32 protein-coding genes are annotated in these 25,292 nt (G+C 33.1%); 1 reads left to right on the top strand and 31 read right to left on the bottom strand.

The features are described 5' to 3' along the window. Positions 1-27: 27 nt before the first annotated feature. The 28 genes from DRF57_RS01315 to DRF57_RS01450 form a co-directional block, all read right to left on the bottom strand. Complete coding sequence (locus tag DRF57_RS01315) at positions 28-1,272, bottom strand: hypothetical protein (RefSeq protein ID WP_115916457.1); 1,245 nt, start codon at positions 1,270-1,272, stop codon at positions 28-30. Positions 1,273-1,380: 108 nt separating this feature from the next. After that, the gene (locus DRF57_RS01320) at positions 1,381-2,121 is read right to left on the bottom strand and encodes a hypothetical protein (RefSeq protein ID WP_123863266.1); all 741 of its coding nucleotides are present in this window, start codon (positions 2,119-2,121) and stop codon (positions 1,381-1,383) included. Between the two features lie 13 nt (positions 2,122-2,134). Further along, entirely contained in the window at positions 2,135-2,926 is a 792-nt protein-coding gene (locus DRF57_RS01325; protein WP_115916461.1) for a hypothetical protein, read from the bottom strand. Between the two features lie 314 nt (positions 2,927-3,240). Beyond that, positions 3,241-3,651 carry an NAD(+)--rifampin ADP-ribosyltransferase gene (gene arr / locus DRF57_RS01330; protein ID WP_115916463.1) on the bottom strand — a complete coding sequence of 137 codons (411 nt, stop codon included), beginning with the start codon at positions 3,649-3,651 and terminating at the stop codon, positions 3,241-3,243. Between the two features lie 36 nt (positions 3,652-3,687). After that, positions 3,688-4,191 carry a DinB family protein gene (locus tag DRF57_RS01335; RefSeq protein ID WP_115916465.1) on the bottom strand — a complete coding sequence of 168 codons (504 nt, stop codon included), beginning with the start codon at positions 4,189-4,191 and terminating at the stop codon, positions 3,688-3,690. A gap of 48 nt (positions 4,192-4,239) precedes the next feature. Continuing rightward, a complete protein-coding gene (locus tag DRF57_RS01340; RefSeq protein ID WP_115916467.1) occupies positions 4,240-4,623 on the bottom strand; it encodes a 5-carboxymethyl-2-hydroxymuconate Delta-isomerase in 384 nt (127 codons plus the stop codon). A 153-nt stretch (positions 4,624-4,776) separates the two neighbouring features. Then, a complete protein-coding gene (locus DRF57_RS01345; RefSeq protein ID WP_115916469.1) occupies positions 4,777-5,364 on the bottom strand; it encodes a hypothetical protein in 588 nt (195 codons plus the stop codon). A gap of 133 nt (positions 5,365-5,497) precedes the next feature. Then, the gene (locus DRF57_RS01350) at positions 5,498-6,043 is read right to left on the bottom strand and encodes a dihydrofolate reductase family protein (protein WP_115916471.1); all 546 of its coding nucleotides are present in this window, start codon (positions 6,041-6,043) and stop codon (positions 5,498-5,500) included. A 1-nt stretch (position 6,044) separates the two neighbouring features. After that, positions 6,045-6,434 carry a VOC family protein gene (locus DRF57_RS01355; protein ID WP_115916473.1) on the bottom strand — a complete coding sequence of 130 codons (390 nt, stop codon included), beginning with the start codon at positions 6,432-6,434 and terminating at the stop codon, positions 6,045-6,047. 150 nt (positions 6,435-6,584) lie between these two features. Next, positions 6,585-8,642 carry a M48 family metalloprotease gene (locus DRF57_RS01360; RefSeq protein ID WP_115916475.1) on the bottom strand — a complete coding sequence of 686 codons (2,058 nt, stop codon included), beginning with the start codon at positions 8,640-8,642 and terminating at the stop codon, positions 6,585-6,587. Positions 8,643-8,772: 130 nt separating this feature from the next. Then, positions 8,773-9,726, bottom strand: coding sequence for a DUF6985 domain-containing protein (locus DRF57_RS01365; RefSeq protein WP_123863267.1), 954 nt, complete (start codon positions 9,724-9,726; stop codon positions 8,773-8,775). A gap of 19 nt (positions 9,727-9,745) precedes the next feature. Further along, positions 9,746-10,246, bottom strand: a complete 501-nt coding sequence (locus tag DRF57_RS01370; RefSeq protein ID WP_115916479.1) for a DUF2004 domain-containing protein — start codon at positions 10,244-10,246, stop codon at positions 9,746-9,748. A 136-nt stretch (positions 10,247-10,382) separates the two neighbouring features. Then, a complete protein-coding gene (locus DRF57_RS01375) occupies positions 10,383-10,685 on the bottom strand; it encodes a hypothetical protein (RefSeq protein WP_115916481.1) in 303 nt (100 codons plus the stop codon). A gap of 33 nt (positions 10,686-10,718) precedes the next feature. After that, positions 10,719-11,144 (bottom strand): DUF1801 domain-containing protein, encoded by a 426-nt coding sequence (locus tag DRF57_RS01380; RefSeq protein ID WP_115916483.1) that lies wholly within the window; start codon positions 11,142-11,144, stop codon positions 10,719-10,721. 40 nt (positions 11,145-11,184) lie between these two features. Further along, entirely contained in the window at positions 11,185-11,943 is a 759-nt protein-coding gene (blaCHM, locus tag DRF57_RS01385; RefSeq protein ID WP_115916575.1) for a CHM family subclass B1 metallo-beta-lactamase, read from the bottom strand. A 4-nt stretch (positions 11,944-11,947) separates the two neighbouring features. Next, the gene (locus tag DRF57_RS01390; protein ID WP_115916485.1) at positions 11,948-12,466 is read right to left on the bottom strand and encodes a hypothetical protein; all 519 of its coding nucleotides are present in this window, start codon (positions 12,464-12,466) and stop codon (positions 11,948-11,950) included. Positions 12,467-12,591: 125 nt separating this feature from the next. Further along, the gene (locus tag DRF57_RS01395) at positions 12,592-13,845 is read right to left on the bottom strand and encodes a serine hydrolase domain-containing protein (protein WP_115916487.1); all 1,254 of its coding nucleotides are present in this window, start codon (positions 13,843-13,845) and stop codon (positions 12,592-12,594) included. An 81-nt stretch (positions 13,846-13,926) separates the two neighbouring features. Next, complete coding sequence (locus DRF57_RS01400) at positions 13,927-14,586, bottom strand: DUF2461 domain-containing protein (protein ID WP_115916489.1); 660 nt, start codon at positions 14,584-14,586, stop codon at positions 13,927-13,929. A gap of 4 nt (positions 14,587-14,590) precedes the next feature. Next, on the bottom strand, positions 14,591-15,517 hold the full coding sequence (locus tag DRF57_RS01405) for a serine hydrolase domain-containing protein (RefSeq protein ID WP_228450385.1): 927 nt from the start codon (positions 15,515-15,517) through the stop codon (positions 14,591-14,593). A gap of 186 nt (positions 15,518-15,703) precedes the next feature. After that, positions 15,704-16,120 (bottom strand): DUF5071 domain-containing protein, encoded by a 417-nt coding sequence (locus DRF57_RS01410; protein ID WP_115916493.1) that lies wholly within the window; start codon positions 16,118-16,120, stop codon positions 15,704-15,706. A 325-nt stretch (positions 16,121-16,445) separates the two neighbouring features. Next, positions 16,446-17,621: a Kelch repeat-containing protein gene (locus DRF57_RS01415; protein WP_123863268.1), complete on the bottom strand. Its 1,176-nt coding sequence runs from the start codon at positions 17,619-17,621 to the stop codon at positions 16,446-16,448. A 265-nt stretch (positions 17,622-17,886) separates the two neighbouring features. After that, entirely contained in the window at positions 17,887-18,414 is a 528-nt protein-coding gene (locus DRF57_RS01420) for a hypothetical protein (RefSeq protein WP_115916497.1), read from the bottom strand. Positions 18,415-18,572: 158 nt separating this feature from the next. Further along, positions 18,573-19,124 carry a hypothetical protein gene (locus tag DRF57_RS01425; protein ID WP_115916499.1) on the bottom strand — a complete coding sequence of 184 codons (552 nt, stop codon included), beginning with the start codon at positions 19,122-19,124 and terminating at the stop codon, positions 18,573-18,575. Further along, entirely contained in the window at positions 19,121-19,726 is a 606-nt protein-coding gene (locus DRF57_RS01430; RefSeq protein WP_115916502.1) for a hypothetical protein, read from the bottom strand. Before DRF57_RS01430 ends, DRF57_RS01425 begins: the two co-directional genes overlap by 4 nt. 63 nt (positions 19,727-19,789) lie before the next feature. Continuing rightward, entirely contained in the window at positions 19,790-20,233 is a 444-nt protein-coding gene (locus DRF57_RS01435; protein WP_047494026.1) for a hypothetical protein, read from the bottom strand. Between the two features lie 58 nt (positions 20,234-20,291). Then, positions 20,292-20,861: a hypothetical protein gene (locus DRF57_RS01440; protein WP_115916504.1), complete on the bottom strand. Its 570-nt coding sequence runs from the start codon at positions 20,859-20,861 to the stop codon at positions 20,292-20,294. A 52-nt stretch (positions 20,862-20,913) separates the two neighbouring features. Beyond that, positions 20,914-21,363: a hypothetical protein gene (locus DRF57_RS01445; RefSeq protein ID WP_115916506.1), complete on the bottom strand. Its 450-nt coding sequence runs from the start codon at positions 21,361-21,363 to the stop codon at positions 20,914-20,916. Positions 21,364-21,579: 216 nt separating this feature from the next. After that, a complete protein-coding gene (locus DRF57_RS01450; RefSeq protein WP_115916508.1) occupies positions 21,580-22,089 on the bottom strand; it encodes a dihydrofolate reductase family protein in 510 nt (169 codons plus the stop codon). An 83-nt stretch (positions 22,090-22,172) separates the two neighbouring features. On the opposite strand from DRF57_RS01450, the gene DRF57_RS01455 reads away from it, so the two are divergent. Beyond that, positions 22,173-22,520, top strand: a complete 348-nt coding sequence (locus tag DRF57_RS01455; protein ID WP_115916510.1) for a winged helix-turn-helix transcriptional regulator — start codon at positions 22,173-22,175, stop codon at positions 22,518-22,520. A 268-nt stretch (positions 22,521-22,788) separates the two neighbouring features. Here the strand turns inward: DRF57_RS01455 and DRF57_RS23560 are convergent, their stop codons facing one another. From DRF57_RS23560 to DRF57_RS01465, 3 genes are read right to left on the bottom strand one after another with little or no spacing between them, the layout of a single operon-like run. Continuing rightward, positions 22,789-22,959, bottom strand: coding sequence for a hypothetical protein (locus tag DRF57_RS23560; protein WP_157969867.1), 171 nt, complete (start codon positions 22,957-22,959; stop codon positions 22,789-22,791). A 33-nt stretch (positions 22,960-22,992) separates the two neighbouring features. Next, complete coding sequence (locus tag DRF57_RS01460; RefSeq protein WP_115916512.1) at positions 22,993-24,702, bottom strand: NACHT domain-containing protein; 1,710 nt, start codon at positions 24,700-24,702, stop codon at positions 22,993-22,995. 31 nt (positions 24,703-24,733) lie between these two features. Next, positions 24,734-25,117, bottom strand: coding sequence for a hypothetical protein (locus DRF57_RS01465; protein WP_115916514.1), 384 nt, complete (start codon positions 25,115-25,117; stop codon positions 24,734-24,736). Positions 25,118-25,292: the final 175 nt, after the last annotated feature.

Below are 25,292 nucleotides of genomic sequence, written 5' to 3' on the forward strand. Positions count from 1 at the left end.
AGAAATAAAAGGTTCAGGATCTGAAACTTACCATTTCCAGGCCTGTGGTTCATCTTTCCAGATCAGTAATCTGAATTCTTCATAATGTTTTCCGTTACCTATAATATGAGTGTCTCTTTGACCTTTATTAAGTGTTAGTTTATGTAAAATCCCGGAATGGGCAGCTACCCAAAGTGTTTCCCCATTGTCTGAAACAGTCATTCCGGAAATTGTGGAGCCCAGGAAATATCTCCAAAGCTGATTTCCGTTGTTATCAAATGCTTTGATATAGCCATAGGCATCCCCCAGGATATAATGGTCTTTTGTAGCTACTCCTGCATAGACTCTCATCTCTTCATCAATGAAAGTGAAATCATCACTTTCGGTATACGCCTCGATATCTGCTCCTATATACTGATCTGAATTGATTCCAATGGTAATACCATTATAAAAGTGGCAGGAATTGGTGATTAGCTGGCTGTCATCTTTTGCAAAGAGACAAAAATGAGGATAGGAAGATTGGGGCCCAATGGCTCCTAATGTATTTCCTTCCGCATCTAATATCCTGTGATCATAGCCCTGATCACCCACAGCAATATAAGTATTGTCATGTGATAAGGCTGCGTTTTCCATATCGATTTGCGAAGTCCAGTCTTCATCATTGTCTTCATTGGTTGGGTGAATAAGTTTTTTGTCTTCTTTAGAGATCAGATAAATTCCGTTTGAAGAAACTACAAGAACTTTATTTCCATCATTGAAGGGTGTCATCTCTGTAATTCCGGAATCTTGGGTTTCACTGAGCGTAAACTCATTGATGATTTCGCCGTTCCAACCTTTATAAAGAGATATTTTTCCGGGAGTGGCTAAGGCAAAAATATTTCCCTGTTTAGATTTTCCAATAGCGTGAATAGACTCATCCAGTGTTGTGATGTTATCCTGATCAAGAACATAGGCCTGTCTTTTTTCATAAGAGGTACCGGTAAGGAAAACAATTTTCTGATCACTAATGAAGTGTAGCTGCTCAATACTTTGAGATTTTTCTTTCATTAATGGAATAATTGGACTGTGTGCCGGAGGAAACTGCTCTCTGAATAGCTCTGTTTCACCATTTTGATTGGCCGCTTTAAGTAATTCAAAAACTTCCAAGGCCAAATGGGCTCTTTTATCTTCCGGTTCTTCACCTTTCCAGTTTTCCCAGCCGTTTTTTTTGCCAAACTCAACCATTTCATTAATTTCTTTAGCATAGCGTTCTCCATTCGAGAACCATTCTTTTTGGATCGTAGTATTGTACATTGAAAAGTATATTTTATGATTTTGTTATTCTGACTGATCATCTGTAGAAGATGTAAAGGTGTATCAGAAAATAACAGATGATCTCAGAGTAAGTAAATATAAATATTTTTATTTGAAAGAAGTTCGTTTTTGATGTTCACCCCAGATTTTTATACTGCTTCCTTTTAGCAATGACGGATTAAGTGTACCCTTTTTTTGGGCAATAAATTTAAAGCTCATGGTGCTGAGTTTTTCTTTAGGATTAAATAATAATTTCTCCCATGCTATCTGATATTTCCCATCAGCATTAATTTTTATAGTGTCTGTAGGCCCCTCTATAAAAGAATGAATGTTAGTATTCTGCTTGTTTTCTACTTCAACACTTTTTGAGATGTGGAGTGTGTTGACATCATACAGGTTTGACCACTGTATAGAAAAGTCCTGGTTCAGAGAAGCTTTTTTGTTGTAGATAATATTATTGGGACTACTTGTGGCAAGCACGGGAGCATTTCCGAGAAAGAACTTTTTGCCATTGGCCAATTGTATCTGAAGATCATACTGTCCGTTTTTGGGCTGTACATGTTCAATTCGGTAATAGTAATTTTTGCTATAATATAAGTTTTGCATGATTTGGTAATCTGTTTCCTTTTGATTGACCCAAATGTTGATAGACTCGTTGCCTATCTCTTTATTTTTTTTATCATATAAAATGACAGTAATGATATTATCGTTTTCATCTGTTAAGCTTTGATAAATTTCAATTTCCGCCTTTACCTCAGAAATAGCAGTGATTTTTGAAGCAGGTGCCGGCCCGGAACATGAGTACAATAGAAAATAGCTGCAGAATAGCAATACTGAAAACCTGATCATATGCATCGTTTATTTAATTTTTATTTACCTTCACTATTATATTTTTCAATTCAAAAGGGATTCTCCTGATGGATTGCTCATTTTCTATTATGAGCTCCACATTGGTTTGATCTTTCTCAGAAGAAGACATGTCACGCTTTAATTTAACCAGTTTATAGATGATACCCGTACTTTTATCACGTAAGGTTAAGGTATTGTACCCGGGATCCATATTGTCGTTGATGAAATATACAAGTTTTTGCTTATTGTTATACCTGTACGCATACATAATATCAAAGCTTTCGAAGTCTATTTTTGTATAGTCTTTATCATCATCCAATCTATATTTGAAATCAGGAAAAGTTTTGTTGATGGCTGTGGAATCCAGGATGCTAAAATAAAGGAGTGGATTTTTTTCTGTTATTTTTTTATCAATCAGGTTCGTATTTCGGACAATATTTTTAAGAGGACCTAAATTAAAATATGAATTGTTTGCTGCTGATGGAGTAAAATAATTAAGGATTCCGGTGATGTCTATTGTTTTGAACTTTTTATCAGGAACGTAAAAATGTTTTATTTTATTTGTCCCATTGTTATAGTTATAATTTAAGGGGTATTCTTTACTTTCCTTCAGCATGTTCTTTTTATCATCTGTAACGATCATAGTATCCAGATCTATCAGGTCAAATTTACCGGTTGGTTTATTTATTTCTATACCGATCTCAATAAAGTCCTCATGTTGAGAAGCATGGGATAAAGTTATTTTATCCTGCGATAAACACGGAATATAAAGAAGGATAAAAAGAATAAAGAGATAGTTTTTCATGATTTGCCGGCTTAGGTTTTCTGTAGTAAGGTACAAAACATTTATCCACTTCTCCTGTGATGTCTATAAAAATAGATTCAGGTTATTGATAATCTCAAAACTATGATTGGTCAGATTTGTGGATAACTTATCCACAGTGTGTAAAACGTATCTGTCAATAAACTGTCTCATAGCCTATGTTTTAGGATGTTTTTCAGTAGGCTTATTATGAGGTAATAAAAAAGTTATCCACATTTTATTCACATGGATTGATGGGTTTGGGGAAATGTAATTGTAATGATGTGGAAGACTTTTTCCTGTTCTATTTAAAGTTATCAGTCTTCAATCGCTTCAATTCCTTGCCTTTTAAGTTCTTCAAGATGCTTTTTCATGTGGGCAAGCTGCTCCGGCGAATGCCCTTTCCAGTCGGTAACTTCTCCAATTACCCTGAGCGGATGTTGGGAACGGTAAGATTTTGTAGGATTTCCCGGAAATTTTTTATCCGTCAGGTTAGGATCATCTTCAATACTCCCTGTGGGCTCTACCTTATAAATTCTTTCTTTTCCTTCTCCCTGAGCCAGCTCTGCACCCCATGTGGCAGCCTCCAGAGTTGCTGTAAGATAAATGTATTTTGCCTTCCTCCCCGTACCATAATTGGAGCTGAAACCTACTTCGATGAGGTCTCCGGTGGTAAGATCTGCTTTGGTCCCGTGGTAATAGACGGGAGCTTCTTCGGAAATGTTCATAGGTATTGATATTTTTTATGAGAGCACTTAAAGAAATTATTTTTGATCTTTATAAATATTCCAGAAATTAAAATCTGTCATAGGAGCATCTGTTATTCCTATATTTCTTCCCATTGTTACAATCTGTCCGCGGTGAAAAGTTCCATGTATAATAATGTGTTGAATATATTCATACTTTGTAAAATCACATTGGAACCACTGAGATTCAATCTTTATATTTTTTTCCAGATCTTCTTCAGATAAGTTTTCCACATAATCCACAAGTTTTTGTGAATTGTTTCTTAAGGCGTTAAAAACCTCTTCTCTGCTGTCTGCAGCTGACGTTTGAGCAAAATCAAAGTTATTGTTTTCAGAAATATGGCTCCACCAGTATTCCTGTGTCTGCCAGATATGGTGTAAGGTTTTCAGGATGGTCGGAAAACTGGAAATGGTTTCCTGGTTAAGCTGTTCATCAGATTTTGTGGCTAACCAATCGAGATATTTGTTGAATACCCAATTGTTGTACTGAACACTTTTGGTAACTAATGTTTTTAAGCTCATAATAGTTTATATTTTGGTTGGTTTTTAAATTCAATTTCTCAATAATACTTACAGGCCAAAATGTCGGTCATTCTCTATATTGTCAGGATTAATAAGCGCTTTATTGGTATATGTTGCTGCTTCAAATTCACTAATATTAACGGAGAGAAAAGAAATATCCGGGAGCAGTTTCGTAAGTTGGGATGTAATTTGTTTTGAAAGATGGGCTTTCTGTTCTGTATGACGTCCTTCCATAATAAAGCCGAAGACGTGTAAAAAGTTTGTTTTATTTTTTCCCAGCCGGTAATATTGATAGGGCTGAATCCTTACTTTGATATCATTGGGTGCAAAAAGTCCTGTGGAATCAGCAGCATGGTATACTGTATCCATGATTTCATCAGGGGTGTTCTGCTGAAATATATCCTGTGAACAATCTATGATAAAATGAGGCATAGCAATTCAATTAATTAGTTTTGGTTGGGTTGTATACTTTCGAAATTAATAAAAAAGACAATATGAAAAATACGATTTGTAAAAAAAGGAAAAGGTTTTTTAAGATTGTAGAATAAGGGTGCTGAACATCGCTATGTATTAAATTTCAGCTTTTTATTCTTCGTGTTTTAGTTTTTCAAGCAATAATTTTCCAAATGGTGAGATTTCATAGCCAATAGAGTGACTGATAGTCAACCCCAAATTTTTCAATTTCCGGATATTGGGCTTTACCCATTCTTTTTCGAAGCCTGTCAGCTTTGCAATACCTGCCGCCTGTAGTTGGGGATGATTTTCTATTGCAATTAAAACGGCTTTTGTCCAATCCCCCTGCTTACTGAATTGATCCAACCGTCTAAGCTTTTCTTTGAGTTCAAAGTATTTTTCATCAGTAAGATCAGTCTGTTCCCGTACATCTATTCTTGGGTCTTCAGAGTAATAACTAACAGATATTTTAAAGATAGGTATCCCAATAGCACCAGGAAAGGAATCGAGCAAGTGTTGTTTGTTTTTGAAACCGGCGTTTATGGAATCTTCTTCAGAAATATCCTGCTCCTCTACTATTTCAATGTCGCCAATTTTCACTACCCCCACAGATGTTTTTATTAAGGAACCCTTTTTTACAGCTCCTTTTTTCCATTTCCGAAAAGCTAAACTGATACTTCCGGATTTAATACCCTGTAGATGTATTTCTTTAAACAACATAGTTTAATAGTATAACTTATTCAAAATTAAGTGTTTTTGGCCAGATAATGTGAAGGTTTTTTTTGGCGTATAAAAATGGTCATTGAAGAAAACAACTGTCAAAAAATGATACTGCTAATAATAATTATTTTTTTCATGAATCAGAAGTATAAATAAGCTGTACCACTCCGGATTTAAAAACATTGGTTTTTATTAATTTTAAATTAAGTCGCTCTTTCAAATCTTCAAACAAAGGTTTCCCACTACCTAAAGCAATTGGATGAACAGAAATTCTGTAAACATCGATCAGGTTATTTTGAATAAAAGTCGTAATGAGGCTTGCCCCTCCGTATAGCCAGATATCTTTTCCACCCTGTTTCTTGATTTCAGAAACCCTTTCTATAATATCAGTATTGATAAAGGTTGCATTTTTATCTTCTCTGTGTTGGCTTGAAAACACAAATTTATTTTTTGAATGAACAGCTTCCCAAAGTTTTTGCTCTTCCGGAGTAGCATTTTCTTCCGGTAGATAATTTCCCCAGGCATCATAGCTTATTCTTCCATAAAAAATGGTGTCAATTCCTGAAAGGAAACCGTCAAAATCCATGTCGTCATCCATAATACACCAGTCGGTTTCTCCGTTGGGTCCTTCGATAAACCCGTCTAGAGTGATAGCTAAATCTAATAGTACTTGCTTCATTTTACAGTGGGGAATTTGTTTTTTTAGTTTTTAATTGAAATACATTTCCTTCAGGATCTGTTCCGTCGCACAACCAAAAACCATAGTTGTCAAATGTTTTAACTTCTCTCATCTGAACATTTTTTGAAAGAAGTTCATTTCTGGCTGATTCTATATCAAGATCAATTGTAAAAACTATTTTGGTATTGTTGTCAAATAAATATCCTTCGTCTATCTTTTCGAGATAATGATCTCCGATTTTATGAAATGCCAGGTTTACAGCACCTACATCCAGCAATACCCACATATCATCTTCTTCAATGACTCTTATATTAAAGTGTTCAACATAAAAGTTTTTCATCACTTCAATATTTTTCACGTAAAATAGAATGGTATCCAGTTTTGTATTCATTTTCAGATCGTATTCTTGTATGTTTTTAAAGAAGAACGCTATTAATTTCGGACGAACTAAATTAATAAAAAAGATTTTACAAAGTGGGCAATGAAGATAAATCGAAACTGGAAGTAATTAATTCTTTACTTTAAAGTTCAGGGTACAATATCAATTCACCTTCTCCGTATAACCAGAATTTGCCAAATCTTTCATTGTATTCAAAAGGTCTTTCTTTAGCAGGAAATATTTTCTGTTGAGAAGATAAGGATAAACATTGATCGCTCTCATCAGAAGCTGCAGATGGGTATCAATATAATGATCGTTGTTGAAGTATATTAAATGGTTCTCGATATAGTAGTTCAGATCTTTGACATCCTGTTCTTCCAGATAAAATGAGATAGATGTATTTTCTAAATAAGGTCTGATTTCATTTTTTAATGTATCCTCCAATGGTTTTAGATTCAGGAAATTTCGTTTGATCTGCTCAGGCATAGTTTTCGTGCTCATAAAGGCTGTTGCATGAGCAATATCTGTATAAACCTTTAATTTTTCCTCATAGCTTGCGTCATATGCTGAAAGAAGCTGATAGGCATTTATAAATTCTGTTTTTTTACCGGAATCATCTGTGGAGGAAAGGAAATAATGATAGATATCGGAATCATTCTGCTGAATTTGTTTTTGTATTTCAGAAATAGAATGATTGATTTCAGGAATCAGTTTTTTAGCTTCCTTAGCTGTATATTTCTTTCCGTCGTAATCAAATGTTTTTAAAACCAATTCTTTACTGGCAATAGCTTCTATTGTTTTTTTATCATTTTCAAGGGCGATCAGGGTGTAGACCAATTCCACTTTTTCTTTGCTGAAAAGTTCGTCAAAAAGAAGATCTTTGACAATGTGGTTTTCCTGAATGGTAAAATCAGGATTTTTGTTATCGTAATAACTGTTGAAAATTTTGTCAAAAGAATCCCTGTTGTACTGTTCTTCAAATTCTGTTTTAAAAACATCCAGTTCCAGCTCAGTTTTTCCTTTCTGGTATTTTACCTTTGAAAAGAGCTTTGCGGTAAGTTTTTCCTCAGTTTTTTCGAAGTCCTGGAATAAGTTTTTAGCGTGCTCATTGTCGGTATCCTTTATAATATTAAGTTTTCGAAGTCTTGCGATACGCTCTTCATGAGAAGGGTGTGATGCCCATTGGTTCTCAATCATCAGTTTTGATTTATTAAAAAGACCGGATTCTGAAAGTTTTACATTCGGAAGATCATGTTTCATTTCCAGTTCATTTTGGGTGGCCAGAAAATTCATCACGAAAGACTGTTCTTTGTAAATATTTTTGCTCGCCTGATTTTTTGACACCTTGGCATCGTAAAAACTAATCACATTGTTATAGGAGTTGCTTGCCAGTTCTATCCTGAGAAGAGATTCTTCCAATGAAACGGAACCTGCAATATGGGCAGCCACTTCATCGGCATGAAACTCCATTTCTCTGGAAAGTGCCATATGACGGATATTGACAAAAGAATACATTTTCGAAAGAACCCATTGGATTTTATTGGTGATAAAAAGGGAAATCGCTGCAAAAATGGAAAAATAACCACTCATACTTGCCCAGCTTTCTATAGAGTTCCGGTAGGACTGATCATCATTAACAAGATTAAAAATAATCTGGTTTACATTATACACATAACTTCCTACCTTCATAGAACGTTGGGAAAAATGTCCGAATTCGTGGGAGAGTACAGCCTTTAATTCCTGTTTTGTAGAAGTGTTGATTAATCCCACCCCTATGGTCAGGTTTTTTTTAATAGGAAGAAACATACTCCAAAAACTTGAATCATAAAAAACACTGGCATTGACATCATAGGATAGATATACTTTTTTAGGAAAATCCGTTTCAGCTTCTTTTACGATCTCATCAATCATTTTAAAAAGCTGAGGCTCCTGTGTTCTTGTAATTTCTGTAAGATAACTTCTGTCGTTGATATGTTTCTTGAATAAAAATTTGATGATAAAAAAGAAAACACAGACGCCGGTTCCTGCAGCGCCTATTCCCAACATGAGGGTTAGAAACATTGGTTTGGTTATGATAAGTAAAATTCCTCCACCAATGCAGGCTACAGCCAAAATAATGGTAAAAAGAAACATAAGGATATATACAATGACGAAAATGCTGATCGCCAGAATAGCGGATTTACTCTTCTTTTTGAAATCTTCAGAAACCTGAATGTACATGGTAATAATTTTTTTACAATATTACATTCATAAAGCTAACAAAACAAAAAACCACTCAAAAAAATAGAGTGGTTTCTAAGATTTTTTATATCGTTTATTCTTCTTCAGGTGATGGGTAGATGTACCGAAACTAGCTGTTGATACTGTTTAGATCTTTTTCTGCTGCCCAGCTGTCAAATGCTGTGGCCGCACTTCCTATTTCTATAATCCGGTCTTTATGAATCATAATTCCCAAACCATGTTCGCTGTCCCAAGAACAGGAAAATCCTAACCCGATGTATGGGTAGTGATCCTTAACCACTGAGGTAACATAAAAATAAGTTGGTGACAGAAGATGAGCAAAACCTTGTATATCTTTTAAATCAGGCATAAAATCTGTTTTGTCTTCTTCAGAATAGTTGTAATTTTTTTGTAGGCCGGGGTATTGCTTTAAAAGTTCAGCCAATATTTTTTCTAAGACGACTTCCTGGTTTTCCTGTAGGTAATGTAATCCATTTTCCTGTGCCGGGGTTGGTTCATCCATATAGTCATCTTCCTCATCCAAGAGTTCGTAATAAAATTCAGGATCTTCTTTTTGAAAGAAAGTCTGCCAGTGCTTCAGTTCAATACTAAGTTCAAAATAGTCATCATCACTTTCGTTCTGATCAGGCAAGTTTCTGGGGTGATCGAGATGTTTATTAAAGAACTCATAGCAAAAAGGGGCTCTTGAAAAAATATACTCCTGATTTTCAGCATAACATAAGTTGAAATATTCCAGGGCTTTTTCTTCATTGTCACATTCCAGGCAGCACTCTCCTGCATAATAATTCCGGATATAAGACGCATTTTTCTGAGCCGCGGAGTGACGGTCAGTAATCTCCAGCCATCTCATCATATTTTCGAAATCTTTTTCCCTGATATATTCATTAATCATTCGGCTGCTTATGATATAAGCCTGATATATATCATATTTTTCAGCATCGGCTTCTTCCCATTTACCCTCTATAAAACTGATGAATTCTTCCCCGGTGATTGTAGAAGTTTTAAGCATCGACTTTTCTAAAAATATATCGATTTCGTTAATTATCTTTTCAGCATTTGACATTGGTGTTTTATTTTTTATGTTAGCTTTCCATGGCCATATCATCTAGCTTTCCGTTTTCGTCGGTATTGATTACCACCAAATAATCTGTAATATCCCGGCCAATTGAATAGTCTGAAATGGCAAAGCTGTCTTCACTGTCAGGATAAATTCCAACCCGAACCAGTTCCAGTTTTTTCAAAAGCTGTTGTTCCGGCTGAGTGGTTGAATCATCAAAGTTGATCAGTGCCGAAAGCTCTTCTTTCTCACATTCTTCAAGATGGTGTTCTACATAAAACTTTACGGTTTCACCGTCTTCATCATGATAATCATTCAGAATATATGTTTTATTAAGGCTGTCAAATTTCCCGATATTTTCAAGGTAATTTTTTACTTTATCCAATTGGGAAGGGGCAATGCTGTTGTTTTCGAAATTTAAGTCCAGTTGAATTTCATTGCCATTAAAATCAATCGTCACATCATAATATTCTTCAATATCTTCTGTTGAGAGTTGTCCAAAATAGGGTAGTGTGTATTCTGCCATGGTTATTTTTTTTTTATGCCTTTATCTAAGCTTTCTGCTAATATACCATTTTACTTACTTCATCTTCTGGTGATGATGGAAATTTTCAGGATATTTTCTTATTTCCTGTTTTTAGTTTTAAATGTCTTTTTTGTGTTCATTGAAGTTGTAATCTTATCCAGTTAAGAATAAATAGCACAATGAATATTCCGGCAATATAGAACTGGACTTTGTTCACTTTCTTTGGCCCCCACTTCCAGACACAAATTCTGTCTATGATCATAATAATGATGACAACAGGAATTAATCCGAATAATGCATACATTCCGGCCAAACCATCCTGTGCAGATACACTGTCAAAGGCAATAATGGAAAAAATTATCCCAATAAGAATTGACAGCAACCCTAAAACAAAAAAGAGGGTCAGTGTACCGGTTATAGTATTTGAAGAATTTTTCATGGTTTGTGCTTTTTACTTAGAGTTGACGGGAAACTAGGGGTTTTGTTGTAATCCGAACTGTATAGCTTCCTGAAGTATTTCAATGTGGATATCTTTTAGTTTTTTAAACTTAATGCAATATCCGGTCACGCTTGCCTTACCTATTTTTTCACCATAAGTTTGAGTCAAATAAGTTTTATCCTCAATTCCCAAAATATAAATAGAAATCCCGGTGGTGTTGGCACTCATTCCCACCTGATAAAAATCTCTGGTTTTTCCATCAGTATATTGCATGGTATGAAACCCATATCCGATATTGGGATTGGAAACTGTTTTGCCTTCACTGTTTTTTCCATCCAGAAACCACAACTGAGATTCCGGTATAAGTTCCAAAATGATGCGGTGCAGCTCCTGCATGTCGGTACGTTTTGGTTCATGCTGACTGTTGATATATTCTTGAATTTGTTCCTCGGTGTTCATATACAATTTTAATATTGCAAGTTATTATTAGAAGAATTTTTTATTGAGTTTTAAATAATGTAATGGTATAGTCCAGTAGTTTTCCATTCCCATATTCTCCATGTCCCGGAACCACAATTTTCACATCAGGATATTCTTTTTTTACTTTTTCAACTGTATTGGACCATGCTGCCACATTAGCATCTCCCAGATATCCTTTACCCGCATCAAGCTCTTTTAATAAACAGCCTCCAAACAATATATGTTCACCAGGGAAATACCCTACCACATTATCTTTGGTATGACCTTCACCGAAAAACTTCGTGATCGTTTTTTCATCGCCAACTTTTAAAACCAGCGAATCATTAAAACTGTTTTCAGGAATTACAAACTTGTTTTCTTTGGCTAATTCAATGGTTTTGGAATAGGCATAGGAAGGAATATGATGATTATGAAAAGCCTGCAATCCTCCTGAACTGTCATCATGGAAATGGGTCGGAATAACGGCATTTATTTTTGCATGAAGTCTTCCATTGATCCATTGTATCAGTTCTTCTGAACTTTTGTCATTAATGGGGGTGTCGAAAACAATGGTTTCATTATTATTTTTTACAACAAGTCCGTTGCAGGGAACATTACCAAAATCATTGGTTTGTTTAAAAGAAGTATGGATAAAAGAATGTTCAGAAATCTGGGTAATAACCAGATGGGGAGATGTATACACTTCTTTTGCTTTAAAATGGTCTTTATGTTGAGAGCCACAGCTTATGATGACGAAAGAAAATACTATAGCGACTATATGGGTAAGGGTAGTTTTCATAGGTTTATTGCTTTGATATTTCAACTTTTTTGCTGATCAGATTATAAATCTTTTCAGTGTTTTCCGAAACTGTAGTCCAATCTCCAACAGAATTATATTCGCACATCAAATTCATATTTTCTCTATCAAATCTAAGAATAACGCCTCCTGCGTAATCTGTTGCCAGAACATTAGTGAATTTGGGCTGTGTTACAGATTCATAAATATACTTACTCAAACTGTCTTTTTCTGCTTTGGTAAAAAATATTTTTTCATGCTCCGGTTTTTCAGGACCTGTTTTTTCAGGTGTTGATTCCGGAATAATTTTAAATTCTTTATTACCGACAATAATGTTGTAGTAGTCGGCAGAGTCAGAAAATTTAGAAATTGTTAAGGTTTGAAATCTTGTTTTAATTTCAAGCGTTTCCCACTTTTTATATTGATCAGTTAGAACGGGCTCCTGTTTTTTACTGCATGAGATGAATAGCAACAAGCTTATTATGACTACGTATATTGATTTTAGATCTAGATTATTTTCTTTCATGAGTTTATTTTTTGAGTCTAATTACGTGATGATAATTCTAATCTCGTAACTCTTTCTTTCAGTAATAATTCAATTTCCTGAGCTGTCATATCATCCTGGTTATTGCCCAAATCTACGTATAAATGTTAATGTAAACGGCTCAGTGCATCCAGTTTTATAAAATATTCATCCAGTAGATCGTAAATGGCTTTTTGGTCTTTTCCCGAAACTTTTTGATCCCAATCTGTATTGACGATTAAATATCTGCCCATCTTTTGATCTTTAAAAAACCATATCACGGAATTCATTCCCGGATCGCCACCGGTATGGCCAAAGTTTCCGGTAGAGCCAAAGCCCATTGTGATGCCCATATTGTATTCGTCGCTGTATTCACTGTTGCTTCTGTCCTTGAAGTTTTCGGCTTTCAGCTGAGGCGTAAAATATTCTTTATAACTTTCTGTGGAAAGAATGCTTCCGTTTCCAAAATACCCTTTCATCAGTTCCAGTAGGTATTTGCTCATGTCACTGGAAGTGGTCAGCAATCCTCCGTCAGGATAAGTATTGAGTGAATAATAGGGGTAGGGTGTTTGTTTATTGATAAATGTCTGCGTATACTTTGAAAAATTGATGGCATTAAATTTCCAGCCGGAATGATTCATTTGTAAAGGCTCAAGAATATATTTTGCTGTAAATGTGTCATAAGACATTCCCGTTGCCTTTTCCAGAACCAGTGCTGCCAGGGTTGCCCCAATATTAGAATAATTAAAGAGCTCACCAGGTTTATTTTCGGTGAATACATCTTTAGCATACCATTTTCCTTTTTCGCTGAGCACATGAGTTAAAAACTCTTCAATGGAAATTTTTGCAGAAGGAGGGTTGAAGCGGGTAGGAGAGATATCAATATGCAGATGGTTGGCAAGATTGACAGTATCTTTTAAAACAACAGTATTATTTAAATAAGCAGTATTGTCATTGATAGAAGAGGTGTGGGTGGTCAATTGCCGGATCGTTACCGGGATTTCCGGATGATAAGGATTGGTCACTTTAAATGGAAGGTATTGATTAACGGGATCATCCAGTTTTAGTTTTCCCAATTCCTGAGCTTTAAGGACCGCAATACCAATCAATGTTTTTGAAACTGAGGCTATATTCTGAACAGTGTTTTCATCATATTTTTGAAGTGGCTTTAGCGTGGCAACGCCGAATCCGTTTTGATACAAAATATCATGATCATTCACCAATGCCACTCCAAATCCATTGAAGCTTGTATTCTTACTGATTTTTGTGAGTTTATCCGTTAATTCTTTTTGGACCTTGATCAATTCTGCGGACTGTTTTTTCTGTGCCTGACAGAAAATAATCATTAAAACAAAAAGAAGGCTGTAGTTTAGATTTTTCATACTGGCATTTTATATAAAAACAATTTTATCACCCTAATTATTACATTATCAGAGTTTTATTTTCAAACAACCGGTTCGGAATTAAAATAAAGGCTCTCCATTGAGGTCTGTCGTCAGCACCTCGCTCATATAATCAAAAAAGGGACGCATAGCCAATAAGGTGAGCACTACTTCCTTTTGAAAATTGTTGGATAAAACCTCTTTATCGGTGAATTTTCGCAGGACCAGATATTGTTTTTTTCTGATTAAATCTATGGCCGGATGATTTTTATCAAAACCTCTCGGCGCTGTTTTTACGGAATCACCGTCGAGCTTTCCAAAATATTTTACAAAGGTTTTATCAGAGGTAATCTTTTCAATTTCCGTGGTACTGATTTCAAATTCTTTACGGATACGGAGTAAGTCTTTGGCTTCAGGTCCCCAAAATCCACCTCCTACAAAACTGTCGCCGGGTTCCAGCTGAATATAATATCCACCTCGTAACATCGGTTTCGAACGGGAATATCCCACTCCGAAATTGGTTTTGTATGGAGTCTGATCTTTAGAAAAACGAACGTCTCGGTAAATTCTGAAAATATGAATTCCTTTCAGATTATCATATTCCTGAAGTTCAGTATAGATTTGATTAAAAAAAACTTTGTTGTCTTTCACAATAGAATCAAATTCTGACTTGTGTGTGGTAAACCATTCCCTGTTGTTATTTTCTTTTAAATGGTTGAGGAATTCAAATGTTTTTTTCATGATCTTATTTTTCTTTTTTGTTTTTCAAAATTCCTGTAATAGCATCAGAAATTTCAAATAATTTTCCGTTGTGATTGTTTCCTAGCAGAATAATGGTCAGCTTTTTATTGGGATCAGAAACGAATAAGGCTTCATAGTTTCCGTATCTCCCATCGTGTACATGCTCAATTAGTTTTCTGTTTTTAAATTTTGCCTGTCCTAAAGAAGATTGAGTTTCCGGTAGGTTAAATTGCTGCCCCAGCTCAAATAATGAATCTGCATTGATGACTTTATTGGAATGAAGACAGCCTGACCACTTCAGTAAATCCAGAGTCGTTAAGTAAGTTCCTCCTGTTAAGGGAAGATCCGCTTTGTCCGCCACTGAATCATTATTAAATCCTTTGGCGATGTTGTTTTCATTTTCAAAGGGAGTCATTACAGAAGATGTCATTTTACAAGGCTTAAAAATGAACTTTTCTGCATACAGGTTAAAAGGCATTCCCGTAATCCGCTCCAAAATAAACTGCCTTAGAAAAACATTATTCATGTTGTAATCGTATTGAGTTCCTGGAACAAAATCTAGTTTGTCAATTAATTTTAAATCATCAAAAATGTCCTTATCATTTTTAATTTTTTTCCAATTTACATTGGGTAGTCCACTTGTATACTGTAACAAATCTTTTATGGTAACTTCATTGGCCCATTTGGGTAATTCCGGAATATATTGGGAAACATGATCTTCGATCTTTAATTTCCCCTGTTCCTGCAATTGAAGCAATGCGACACCACTAAATTCTTTCGTAATAGAACCAATATTAAACCTGTAATCAGTTGTTAATTTCTTTGTTCTTATAGCATCAGTGAAGCCGAAAGATGCATGGTAAATAATTCTATTATTTTCTGACACTAAAACATTTCCATTAAAATTACCCATCTGACTTGACCGTTTCATTAATGAGTCGATTTGATGGGCCTTTTTTGTTTGTGCCCATGTATTATTCGTTAGAAGTAACAGAATAATGGAAAGCAAGAAGAGTTGTTTACAAGATTGCATGTTTAGTTTTTTGTTAGTGATTTTGTGAATTTCTTGTGTTGCTCGAGGTCGTAAGACTTTGAGGAGTTGGGGGTCAATAGTTTTTTATTTCCAATTTCTATTATTCACAATTCCTTTCGCAACTTCATCTACTTCTTGAATCATCTCATTTTTTGTTGGAGAAGTAGCAATCCGAATTATTTCATTTTTGATAATAGGACTTTGAGTTATGGGGCCAAAAATAGTAATAATCCAATATTTCCATACTTCATCTTCGTTGCTTCTTAAAATTGAAAGTAAGTCTGTTGTAATTTTATCATTGATGCTTTCCAAGTATTCTGAAACAGGTTTTGCCACTGGCCAGTTAAAATCTTGCAGCCATTCGAGTAAATTCGGAATAATTTCTTTTACATCGTCGTAGGAATAGTTGGTTAGTTTTTCAGCTGTAGATAAATCACCTTTATTTTTTGGAATTAAATCTTTAATATTTTCAATCATTTTTAGCTGTTTTTGTAATTTCATTTCTGCTTGCTCTCCGAAGTCTGCAAACTTTGGATTATCTATTTTACTGGCAAAAGTCGGAAGACTTTGCGTAGCTCATATCACTAAAGTTTAAATTCATTTTAATCATAGTGTTTTTTAGTGTGCAATTGTCAGTTATTGTTTTTTTACTAGTAGGAGAAGGAGTTTTTAAAAAATATCGGGCAACTATACATGTTAGCCGTACATTATTTGAAATCATATTTATATTCTTCAAAAATTCTATTGCCATACTTGTCAACTATTTTTGATGGTCTACGAATTATTCTGTGAACTTTTAATTCTGATACTCTCAATGGATTAAGGTTTATCTGTAAACTTTAACCTGTTGTAAAACCCCCTTTTCATTTTTATAACTAAAAAAGTAAATTCCTCTTCGGACTTTTGATAAATCTATTATTTTATTATAATAGGCAAAACCTTTACTGATTGGCTTCCCATCTTTTGTGAGAATGGTATATTCAAACTGATTGCTGTTATTTTTATTACTGATCCGAAAACCATCTCTGGCTGCGTTGGTATAGACCCTTGTTTCAGTTTCATGATCATCATTGGCTACATTTGCAGAGAGTACATTTTCGTTAATATCTGCCACCTGTATGCTTTTAATGGCTGAGCTGGTGAGAGACGTTGTACTTCCACCGATGATGTATAGTTTATTGTTATATACTTCCGCTGCTGCATGTCTTCTGGGAATCATATTGGATGATAACTGATGGAATGTATTGGTTGTCGTATCAAAATAGGCCAGAAAAGTTTGATTATTAAAACCACCTACAATAAAAATCTTATTATCGGATACTGCTAATGCGTGTCCCGATATACCAGAAGGCATCGTATATTGCTTGATCCAAAGATTAGTGTTGAGGTCGTATACATTGATCAGACGGGATGGGGTACCGTTAAAACCACCAATGACATAAAGCTTATCATTAACAATTTTGCCCTTTGTTTCTCTGGCTGTGGGCATATCCGGTAATGAATTCCAAGTATTTGAAGCGATATCGTACACCTGAAATTTATTAGAAAATACGGTGTTTTTGGCTCCGTTTAATCCGCTGCCACCAAACACATATATTTTACCATTATGGATGGCAGAACCTGCATTTCCGGTATAGGAACGATTAACAGCCCCCTTCGTTATTGTATTGGTGGCAAGGTCTACAATTTCAAGATGACTATTTCCCCAACCATTAAAAATATATATTTTATTATCGTAAGTCTCCGAATTAGCAAATTTCTTGCTAAGTAGAGTAGAATTGAGAACACTCCAGCTGTTATCAGTAATATTATATTTCTCAATATAATTGGCGATACCTCCTTTTTCCTGATATCCATTGCTCACATATATATTGTCATTTACAATTACACTGGTTATGGCACCCCTGCCTGCAGACATATTAGCGAGATTTTTAAAATGAAGTGTTTGTGCATGGGCTGACAATGAGCCCCAAAATAAAAGGAATAATAATTTTGTTTTCAATGGTGTTAAGATTTAGTGTTTGTTTTTTTGATTTCTGTTGAGAATCCGGGATTGTTTTAGCCCCAAATATCAAGAAGAAATAGAGGTTTAAAGATAAGAAAAAGTTTAAGAGAATTTTCCGTTTTGTTTTTTATCCTCGCTACCGCACGAATCCTTTCGTGTGGTTTAAGTATTATAAATTAAACATTCTAATAATATAATCTAAAAGCCAAAACCAAATGATACAATCTTGAGGTAGCAAGGAATATATTCTATGATTACAGGATTATTTATGATTACGGCTTTCTTCTAATAGCTGCTTAATATCGTTATCATACTTTTTTTGTACGTCTACTATAGTTCCGTGATCTGTTTCTGCATCATACTTTTTCTGAAAACTTATGCATTCATCACCAATTAATTTGTTGATCATTTCAAATTTTACATTGAAATCTTTTGAATTTTTGATTTCCTTATTAATGAGATGTTGCAATTTATATGCGAAAATTTGGGCTATATCAAAATGTTTTTGTTCATGATTCAATAAATCATCAGTATAAAAAGCTTCATTTAACCATGATTCTGATGTATTGAATATGGCATAGGTTCTGATTTTCATTCTCCCTGTCCATATTGAATTTGAAAGAATTTCATAACCAATATTATAGGCTGTTCCTGCGTGATTTATTGTGTTGTCAGGTATTTTTCCTTGGAAATCATTTTTGTGTAGCTTAGTATCAGGGCTCCATTCAATGATCTGCGAAGAGGCGAAAATACCAATACACAGCATAAGTGTTGTTAATTTATATTTCATGTTAGGATTATTTTGCAGCAATGTTGATCATGAGATAAAAAAGTAAGAAAATGCAGAGTCGTTCTATTGGCATCTTAATATTTTCTCAACATAATAGGGGCAATAGTTCTTTTAGCCAAAGTATCCTAGCCAACATCTCACAAAATGTTTGATATTTTTTAATTTTGAATAATAACAGCTTTTTTTGGTAAGTAATTATCTATTTTGCTTCTTTCCCTAATTTCAGTTTTAACTTTTTCGAAATCATTTGTCAGCATTGGAATTTTAGCAGTTTCATCATGTTTGTATATTTTTGAATTTAGAATTTTTAGGATGTCCATAAATTCATCATTCATAAATGGCTCAATAAAACAAAGGCTGTTCACTTTTTCTTTAAATGTATAGGAAATAAATTTTGGATTTCCTGCGAAGTATTCATTCTTATTGAGCTTTTTTTGTTTAACAAAGGATTCAATATCTTTGCCCGATAATGAATTTAATTGGTTAATTTCTTCTGAAGTTAATTTGAACCGGAAATAATTTTTCCCATCCCAGCTATCTGAATAGACTGTTAAATTTCCCTTCTTATCTATTGTTGTGTAAGATTTAATTTCAATTTTATTATCTGGCATTAACTCATAATCAACAATTTTTAAATCTTGAATTGTAAGTTTTTGTGAAAATAAATGTATGCCTAAACATATAAAAATAAGTAATGTAAGTTTTTTCATAATTGTTGTCTGTCTTGATACGTCTTTACGTTATAAATGTATTGATCATTTTTTTTTACTACCAAGCTTCCACTTTTTTGTTTTTCCAGCAGATAGCCAAAGCCAATTCCAAAACTGGTATTATAATACCTCGATTCTATGTAGGCAAAATTGTCACTGAAATATACAGGATTGGAGAATTGATATAATTGTACACGGCTATTTATTTCCTCCTTATTGGCTAACCTTATGTTCGGATTTATTTTGGGATCAAGTTTTAGAGAATCAAAAACGTATTGATCTTGTTGTAATAAATGTAAGGAATCCGATGTTCTTTCTCCTGACTGACTATGTTTTAAGTCAAGTAAATGGACAACACTTTTATTGAAAAATGGGGGTGGTCCAGGTTCTTCTCCCAACATTTCTTTTTGGCTGGGAGCATAGATTTTTAATTGCAGAAGTTCAGGATCAATTAAATAGGTAGCATTATGTAAAGCTCCGCGGTTACGTTCATATTTCAAAACAGCATTTACTATGGTATTCAATTCTGTTTTTTCTTGTGTCTTATTTTTAGAGCAGCTTATCATTAAAAGCAATGAAATTACGATCCAATATGTTCTCATCTTTTATTTTCTTTTGACAATTCCCCCTTTGTATTTTCCCAATACTTTATTAGCCGAAGTTCCTTACTTTTTTTCATTCAAATATAAGTAGTCTCCTTTGATCAGTGATTTAGAAAAACCTTCCATTCTCACATGTAGGATTGAGGGCATAGGAATTATATGCGATTTTTTACTTGCTCTCAGTTTGTTGAATGAATCAATAAGCGTTTGTAATTCTTCTTTTGTATAATTGCTGAATGAATTATAAATGGCATCATCCATTTCTTCAAGATGAATGCTTTTAATGATTTCATTCTTTTTGTTTTCATCCCATTTTTCTAGTCTTGAAGCTAGATTTATTCTGTCAATACAATAATTATAAATATATTTTTTAAAATCAACAGTTTTATCTAGCTTATCGATCAAAATTTTATTTTCTTCAGTTGGATAGCCTACCGGAGGTGGTCCGGCCTGAGCAAATGAATTTAAACTTAAAAGGAAAATTAATAGATAAAATAATTTTTTCATGTGTAGTTTTTGTTTCGTTAAGAATTTTGTTAATATGTTTCCGTTAAGTGCAGTATCTTTAATCGCAATAAATAGCTAAACGTATTTGATCGAATCCACTTTTTCCCCTGAACCGAAATAAAAAGGTATTCAAATTTTTACTGTGCCATTCTACATCATCTCTTACTGTTTCTTCTTTGGATTTTTCTAAATCTTCATATACTTCCAGGTATGGTTTCCCAAGATTTTCAGTTATATATTTTTTGATTTCATGGAATTTTTCATTAAACATTTCATGAGAAGTTTCTATTTTTTCATTTTCATTCCATTCATACAACTTGAATTTGGTTTGGTCATCTTTTGTGAAAAAATAATCTACTTTAAGAATGAAGTTGTTCTCATTTCTTTGATAAGATTTAGGAATTTCAAATGTATGTTTTTCAAAAGTTGGATACATATCCTTTCCAATTCCCCAAAAATATCCAAGTGTGATATCTTTTGATTTTTTATCTGTTTCTTCTTTTTTAATTTCAGTGAAGCTTTTAAGGGAAAGATCAATTTCATCCTGGACAGGAACATTGCTATATTTATTTACTGAACAACTATGAAATAATAGTAAGATAAAGACAAAGAAAATTTTTGATTTCATTATAACACTATTTTGGTGTGATAGTACAGCCAGCGGAGAAAGGATGGGTGTTTTATTGAGTATAATCCCCTGCAATAATAGATTTTTCCATGGACTTTATAACCTCAGAAACAGGCACAGTAAATATCCCTGCATTTCCTTTGTCAAACTCTTTTTTCCAGTAAGAATATCCGTCGAGTTCAAGAGAGTCAGGCTTTTTGAGGGTTTCATTTTTCAGGCTGGTGACACTTTTGTCTAACGCTTCTTCTGATATAGGAATATGGCTGATGTATTCTGCAAAACCTTTGGGACTGGCAGGATTTTTCATTTTCAAACCACTGATGGAAATATGAATTACTTTTCCGGTTTTAGGATATTCCTCAATCTTTAAAATTTTAAGAATTGAGCTTTTTTCCGTAGAACGGGTTTTGTACTGCCATTCCTGGCCGACAATGTATTTGTCTTTCTCAGTACAACTGAAGGATAGCAAGAATAGTACTGCTATTAAAGTATAGAGTTTCATGAACGGCCGGTTATTAGTTTTGCATATTTGCTCGTTATAGAAACAAATATAGGTAAAATCTGGGGGATAGGAAATGGGGGAGTAGGGTATTTTAGCGAGGGTTATGATAAAGAATCCGAAGTGGGGAGACTTCGGATTTTTATATTAATTACGCAAGTTAGGAGACTTTATGCAGAGGGGATATGTATTTAATTTTTTTTTTTCAATAGTTGTTATTCAGTCTTCTTTGCTTAGATGCAGTTGAATGAAACCGTCTTTAAGGTTATATTCTTTATGTTTAAATTTTGAGTTCAGTTCACTGCTGTTTCCTAAAACACCGCCAACTCCTGTGATTAATGGATGAATATTAAAATAAATGTCCGTTACCAAATCTTTGTCTATAAAGGCATTAAAAGCACCTGTGCCACCGCCAACTGCCATTTCGTGCAACCCTCTTTCTGACATATATTCAATAGCTTCTTCGGGGCTTTCAACAGTCTTGTAGCCTTTTGATGCGTAGGATTTTTCAGAGAGTATTACGATTTCTATTCCGTTAAAATGTTCTTTGACTTCCTGTGGGAAATTTAAAAAGTTTTCAAAGGTTTTCAAGCCTATGACAAGGTTCCCAACTTTTTTTGCAAATTCTAAATAAAACTCCATTGCTTCTGGTGGCAGCTGATGATGTGGATGATCAGATAATAATACTTTACCATTAGCCGAAATGTTGGCAATTACTGTTACTTTCATTTTTGATTTTTTTTTACAGGATAAAATTATCTGAAAGAAACTTTACCTTTACTATCCATTACCTTTTGGAAAGTAACTATTTTATGAGTATCAAAAAAAATGACATCAATAAAGAAAAAATCTTGGCTCTTAAAGATGCCATTGAACTATTGGGCGGCAAGTGGAAATTCTGCATTCTGCATAATTTATATAATTACGAAACAATGCGGTTCAAAGATTTGCAGGAAATGGCTTTGGGAATAAGTCCGAAAGTTCTGTCCAAAGAGCTGCAGGAACTGGAAGATAATTTACTGATTACCCGAACGGTTAATAACACCAAACCTGTTACAGTTTCGTATGCACTTACCACACATGCCAAAGAAACTGAAGATGTTGTCAATGCCTTAATTAATTTTGGCTTGAAGCATAGAAAGAAAATAAAGGAGAAGTGATTTTTATATAAAAGCTGTTTAAACTTTTTTATTAAACCACAAAAGACACAAAAGATTGAAACACTTAAGGGTGCTTAAGGGGATATCCTGGCGCAGAATACGCCCACATAAGTTTAGAAAAATCTTTGATTTTTTTCTTCAATGTATTTTTATGCTGTATTATTTTAAACTTTCTAAAGTGTACTAAAGTGTTTTAAAAATAAGAACTTTTGTGATTAGTTTAAACAGACTTATAAGTAAGAAGTTGAGCTACATCAAATCATCTTTTTTAATTTTGAAGTTTTATTTTTTCCTCTCCTTTCAACAATAAGATACGCTGCATCCAGCATTTAGTCAGGTGGATATAAGGACTAGTGATATTACTTTCGGGCATATTGCGGTAAGCTCCCAGAGAAAAATAGACCATTCCGAATATAAAATAATCAAATTGCTTGCTCAAAGTCTTGAGGCTTTGTGGACTTGGATAATATTTTCATCTTTTTTTGAATGCAAATTCAATTAATGGCTTATTTGAATTATCTAATTTATTTATAAAATCATCAATTAACAGAAAAAAATCTTTTTTATTCTCGTAAAGAATAAGTATTTCCTGAGCAATTTTTGTTTGCTTTTTTGTTCTTGCTGCTATTAAAAGATTTATATTAATGTTACTAAATTGTTTATTTTTAATAAACTCTTCAAATGGTTTCTTGAAATCATTTGAGTATGTTAATATTAATTTAAAATTCTCAAAGTCTAAGTATACTTTTTCATAATCTCGAAGTATTTTATGGTCTCTTAGATAATAATTTTTATTCTTATAAAATTCTGTAATGTGATGTTTTATATAATATTTTTTAAATTCATAAGAATATAGCTCACTAATTAGTTCGATTAGAAATGTATGTTGACCATTTTTTTCATTTTGTTTTTCTGCCAAAATTTTCAGGAAATTATTTTTGTCAGACTCACTTAAATTTGATAAATGTCTAGCTACAAAATATTCCTGTATTGATCTATGAATAAATGATAGAATATTACCATCTTCTACTAGTATTGAGATAGAAACTTTTAGATCTTCAAGAAAATGAGCAGAATTGAATTTTTTATCAATATTTTTTGAAACTTCTCGTAAAATATTTTCAAATTCAAATTCTGTAAAACTAAATAGATTTTGAAAATAGCTAGCTAGGCAAAATGAACTTAAGATAAATTCAAAATTTTCTCTATCTAATTTTGATAATTTAGGTCTCCTATAACCTCTTTTGGAGAAAGTTTCATGTTTTTCAAATAGAGCATCAAAAACTTGCCAATAAAATTGTGTTTTCTTTGGTGGAATTTTAGGATAGCTTTCAAATGAATTAATGAATAGTATTAAGAATAAAGGATTACTTAATAATTCTATATATTTCAAACTATTTTTGTTTTGTAAGGTCTTAATTATTTCATTTGCAAAATCTGAATTACCAATTAATTGTTTCTGTATAAAAAGTTCAATTTGTTTTAAATTTCCTAGCCCGTTAAGATAAATATTATCAAATCCATCTAGCTGAGTTGCTGCTGTATATGGTCGTGTTGAAATAATAAATTTATTCTTATTAAATCGGCTTACAAAATCCATAAAATCTTTTGTGATTATGGATTTTTTATTAATATCGAGTTCATCGTAACCGTCCAAAAAAAATACAAACTCTCCGCTTTCAAACATTTTTTCAATTGTCTTGTCGTCAAATCCAATTTTGTTAAATATAAGGTGATCTGTGAACGCTATGAAGACATAATTCTCAATAATTTTTTTATCTTTTACAGTTTTCTTTATTTCAAAATTATTAAAATCCCTAAAATTGAATATAATTGGTATTTTATAATTTTCTACTACACATTGTATGTAGAAATGTTTGATAAATGTTGTCTTGCCTGCTCCACCTGTTGCAACAATAGAAACTTTATTTCTAGATTCTATAAAAGAGCTGAAGTCATTAATAATTGTATTTTTAAATGTGAAATCTAAGGGGAAATATATTTCTGAAAGTTCAACACTATCCTTGTGAAGTATTGTTCTTACAGTAGAAAAATTAGTAGCTGTTTCGACAATATACTCTAGAATTTTATTATCTGTAAGTTGCTTAAACTTTGGTTCAATATATTTTGATATTTTTGCTAATAGTAATTTAGAACTTTCAATTATTAATTTTTCATTCATATGTTATTAATTCAATAGACCTGAAAATCATCTATAAACCCATTATATTTTTTACTGTATAAAGATATTCTGAATCAGCTTTAATTTTGATTATCGGAAAATCTAAAAGCTGTTCCATATTTTTAGCTCCATAGACTTTATAATCAGTATTTTTTCTAATTTCATCAAAAATCTTGTCAACATCTATATCAGTAATTAGATTTATTCCTTCCGCCAAGCTTAAAACATGGTTAATTTTTGTTTCAGCTCCCATGTTTAAGAAGTCTATCAAAACATTGATACTTTTGGGAATTGTTTCTTTTTCAGTTTTATTTACAGTTTCTTGTAAATCAGTGGGTAACTTATTGAAATTTAGTTTAATAAAAATTAAATTTTCAGCTGCTGACTGTAAATAGTATAGTATTTTTTCTTTCATATATAGTTGTTATTAGTTTTTTTTATTCAAATCTAAACATTGAATTAATAGTGTGCAATATAATTTTGCTATTGTTTTTTTTGTTTTTGTGAAATAATGTTTCTAAAACTTTCTAGCTAAGTTAAGATTTAAAAACATCAATTCCTTACGGAAAACCACAACACAAACAAAAAAA

The sequence above is a fragment of the Chryseobacterium rhizosphaerae genome (assembly GCF_003385455.1).
In the GTDB taxonomy this organism is placed as follows: domain Bacteria; phylum Bacteroidota; class Bacteroidia; order Flavobacteriales; family Weeksellaceae; genus Chryseobacterium; species Chryseobacterium rhizosphaerae.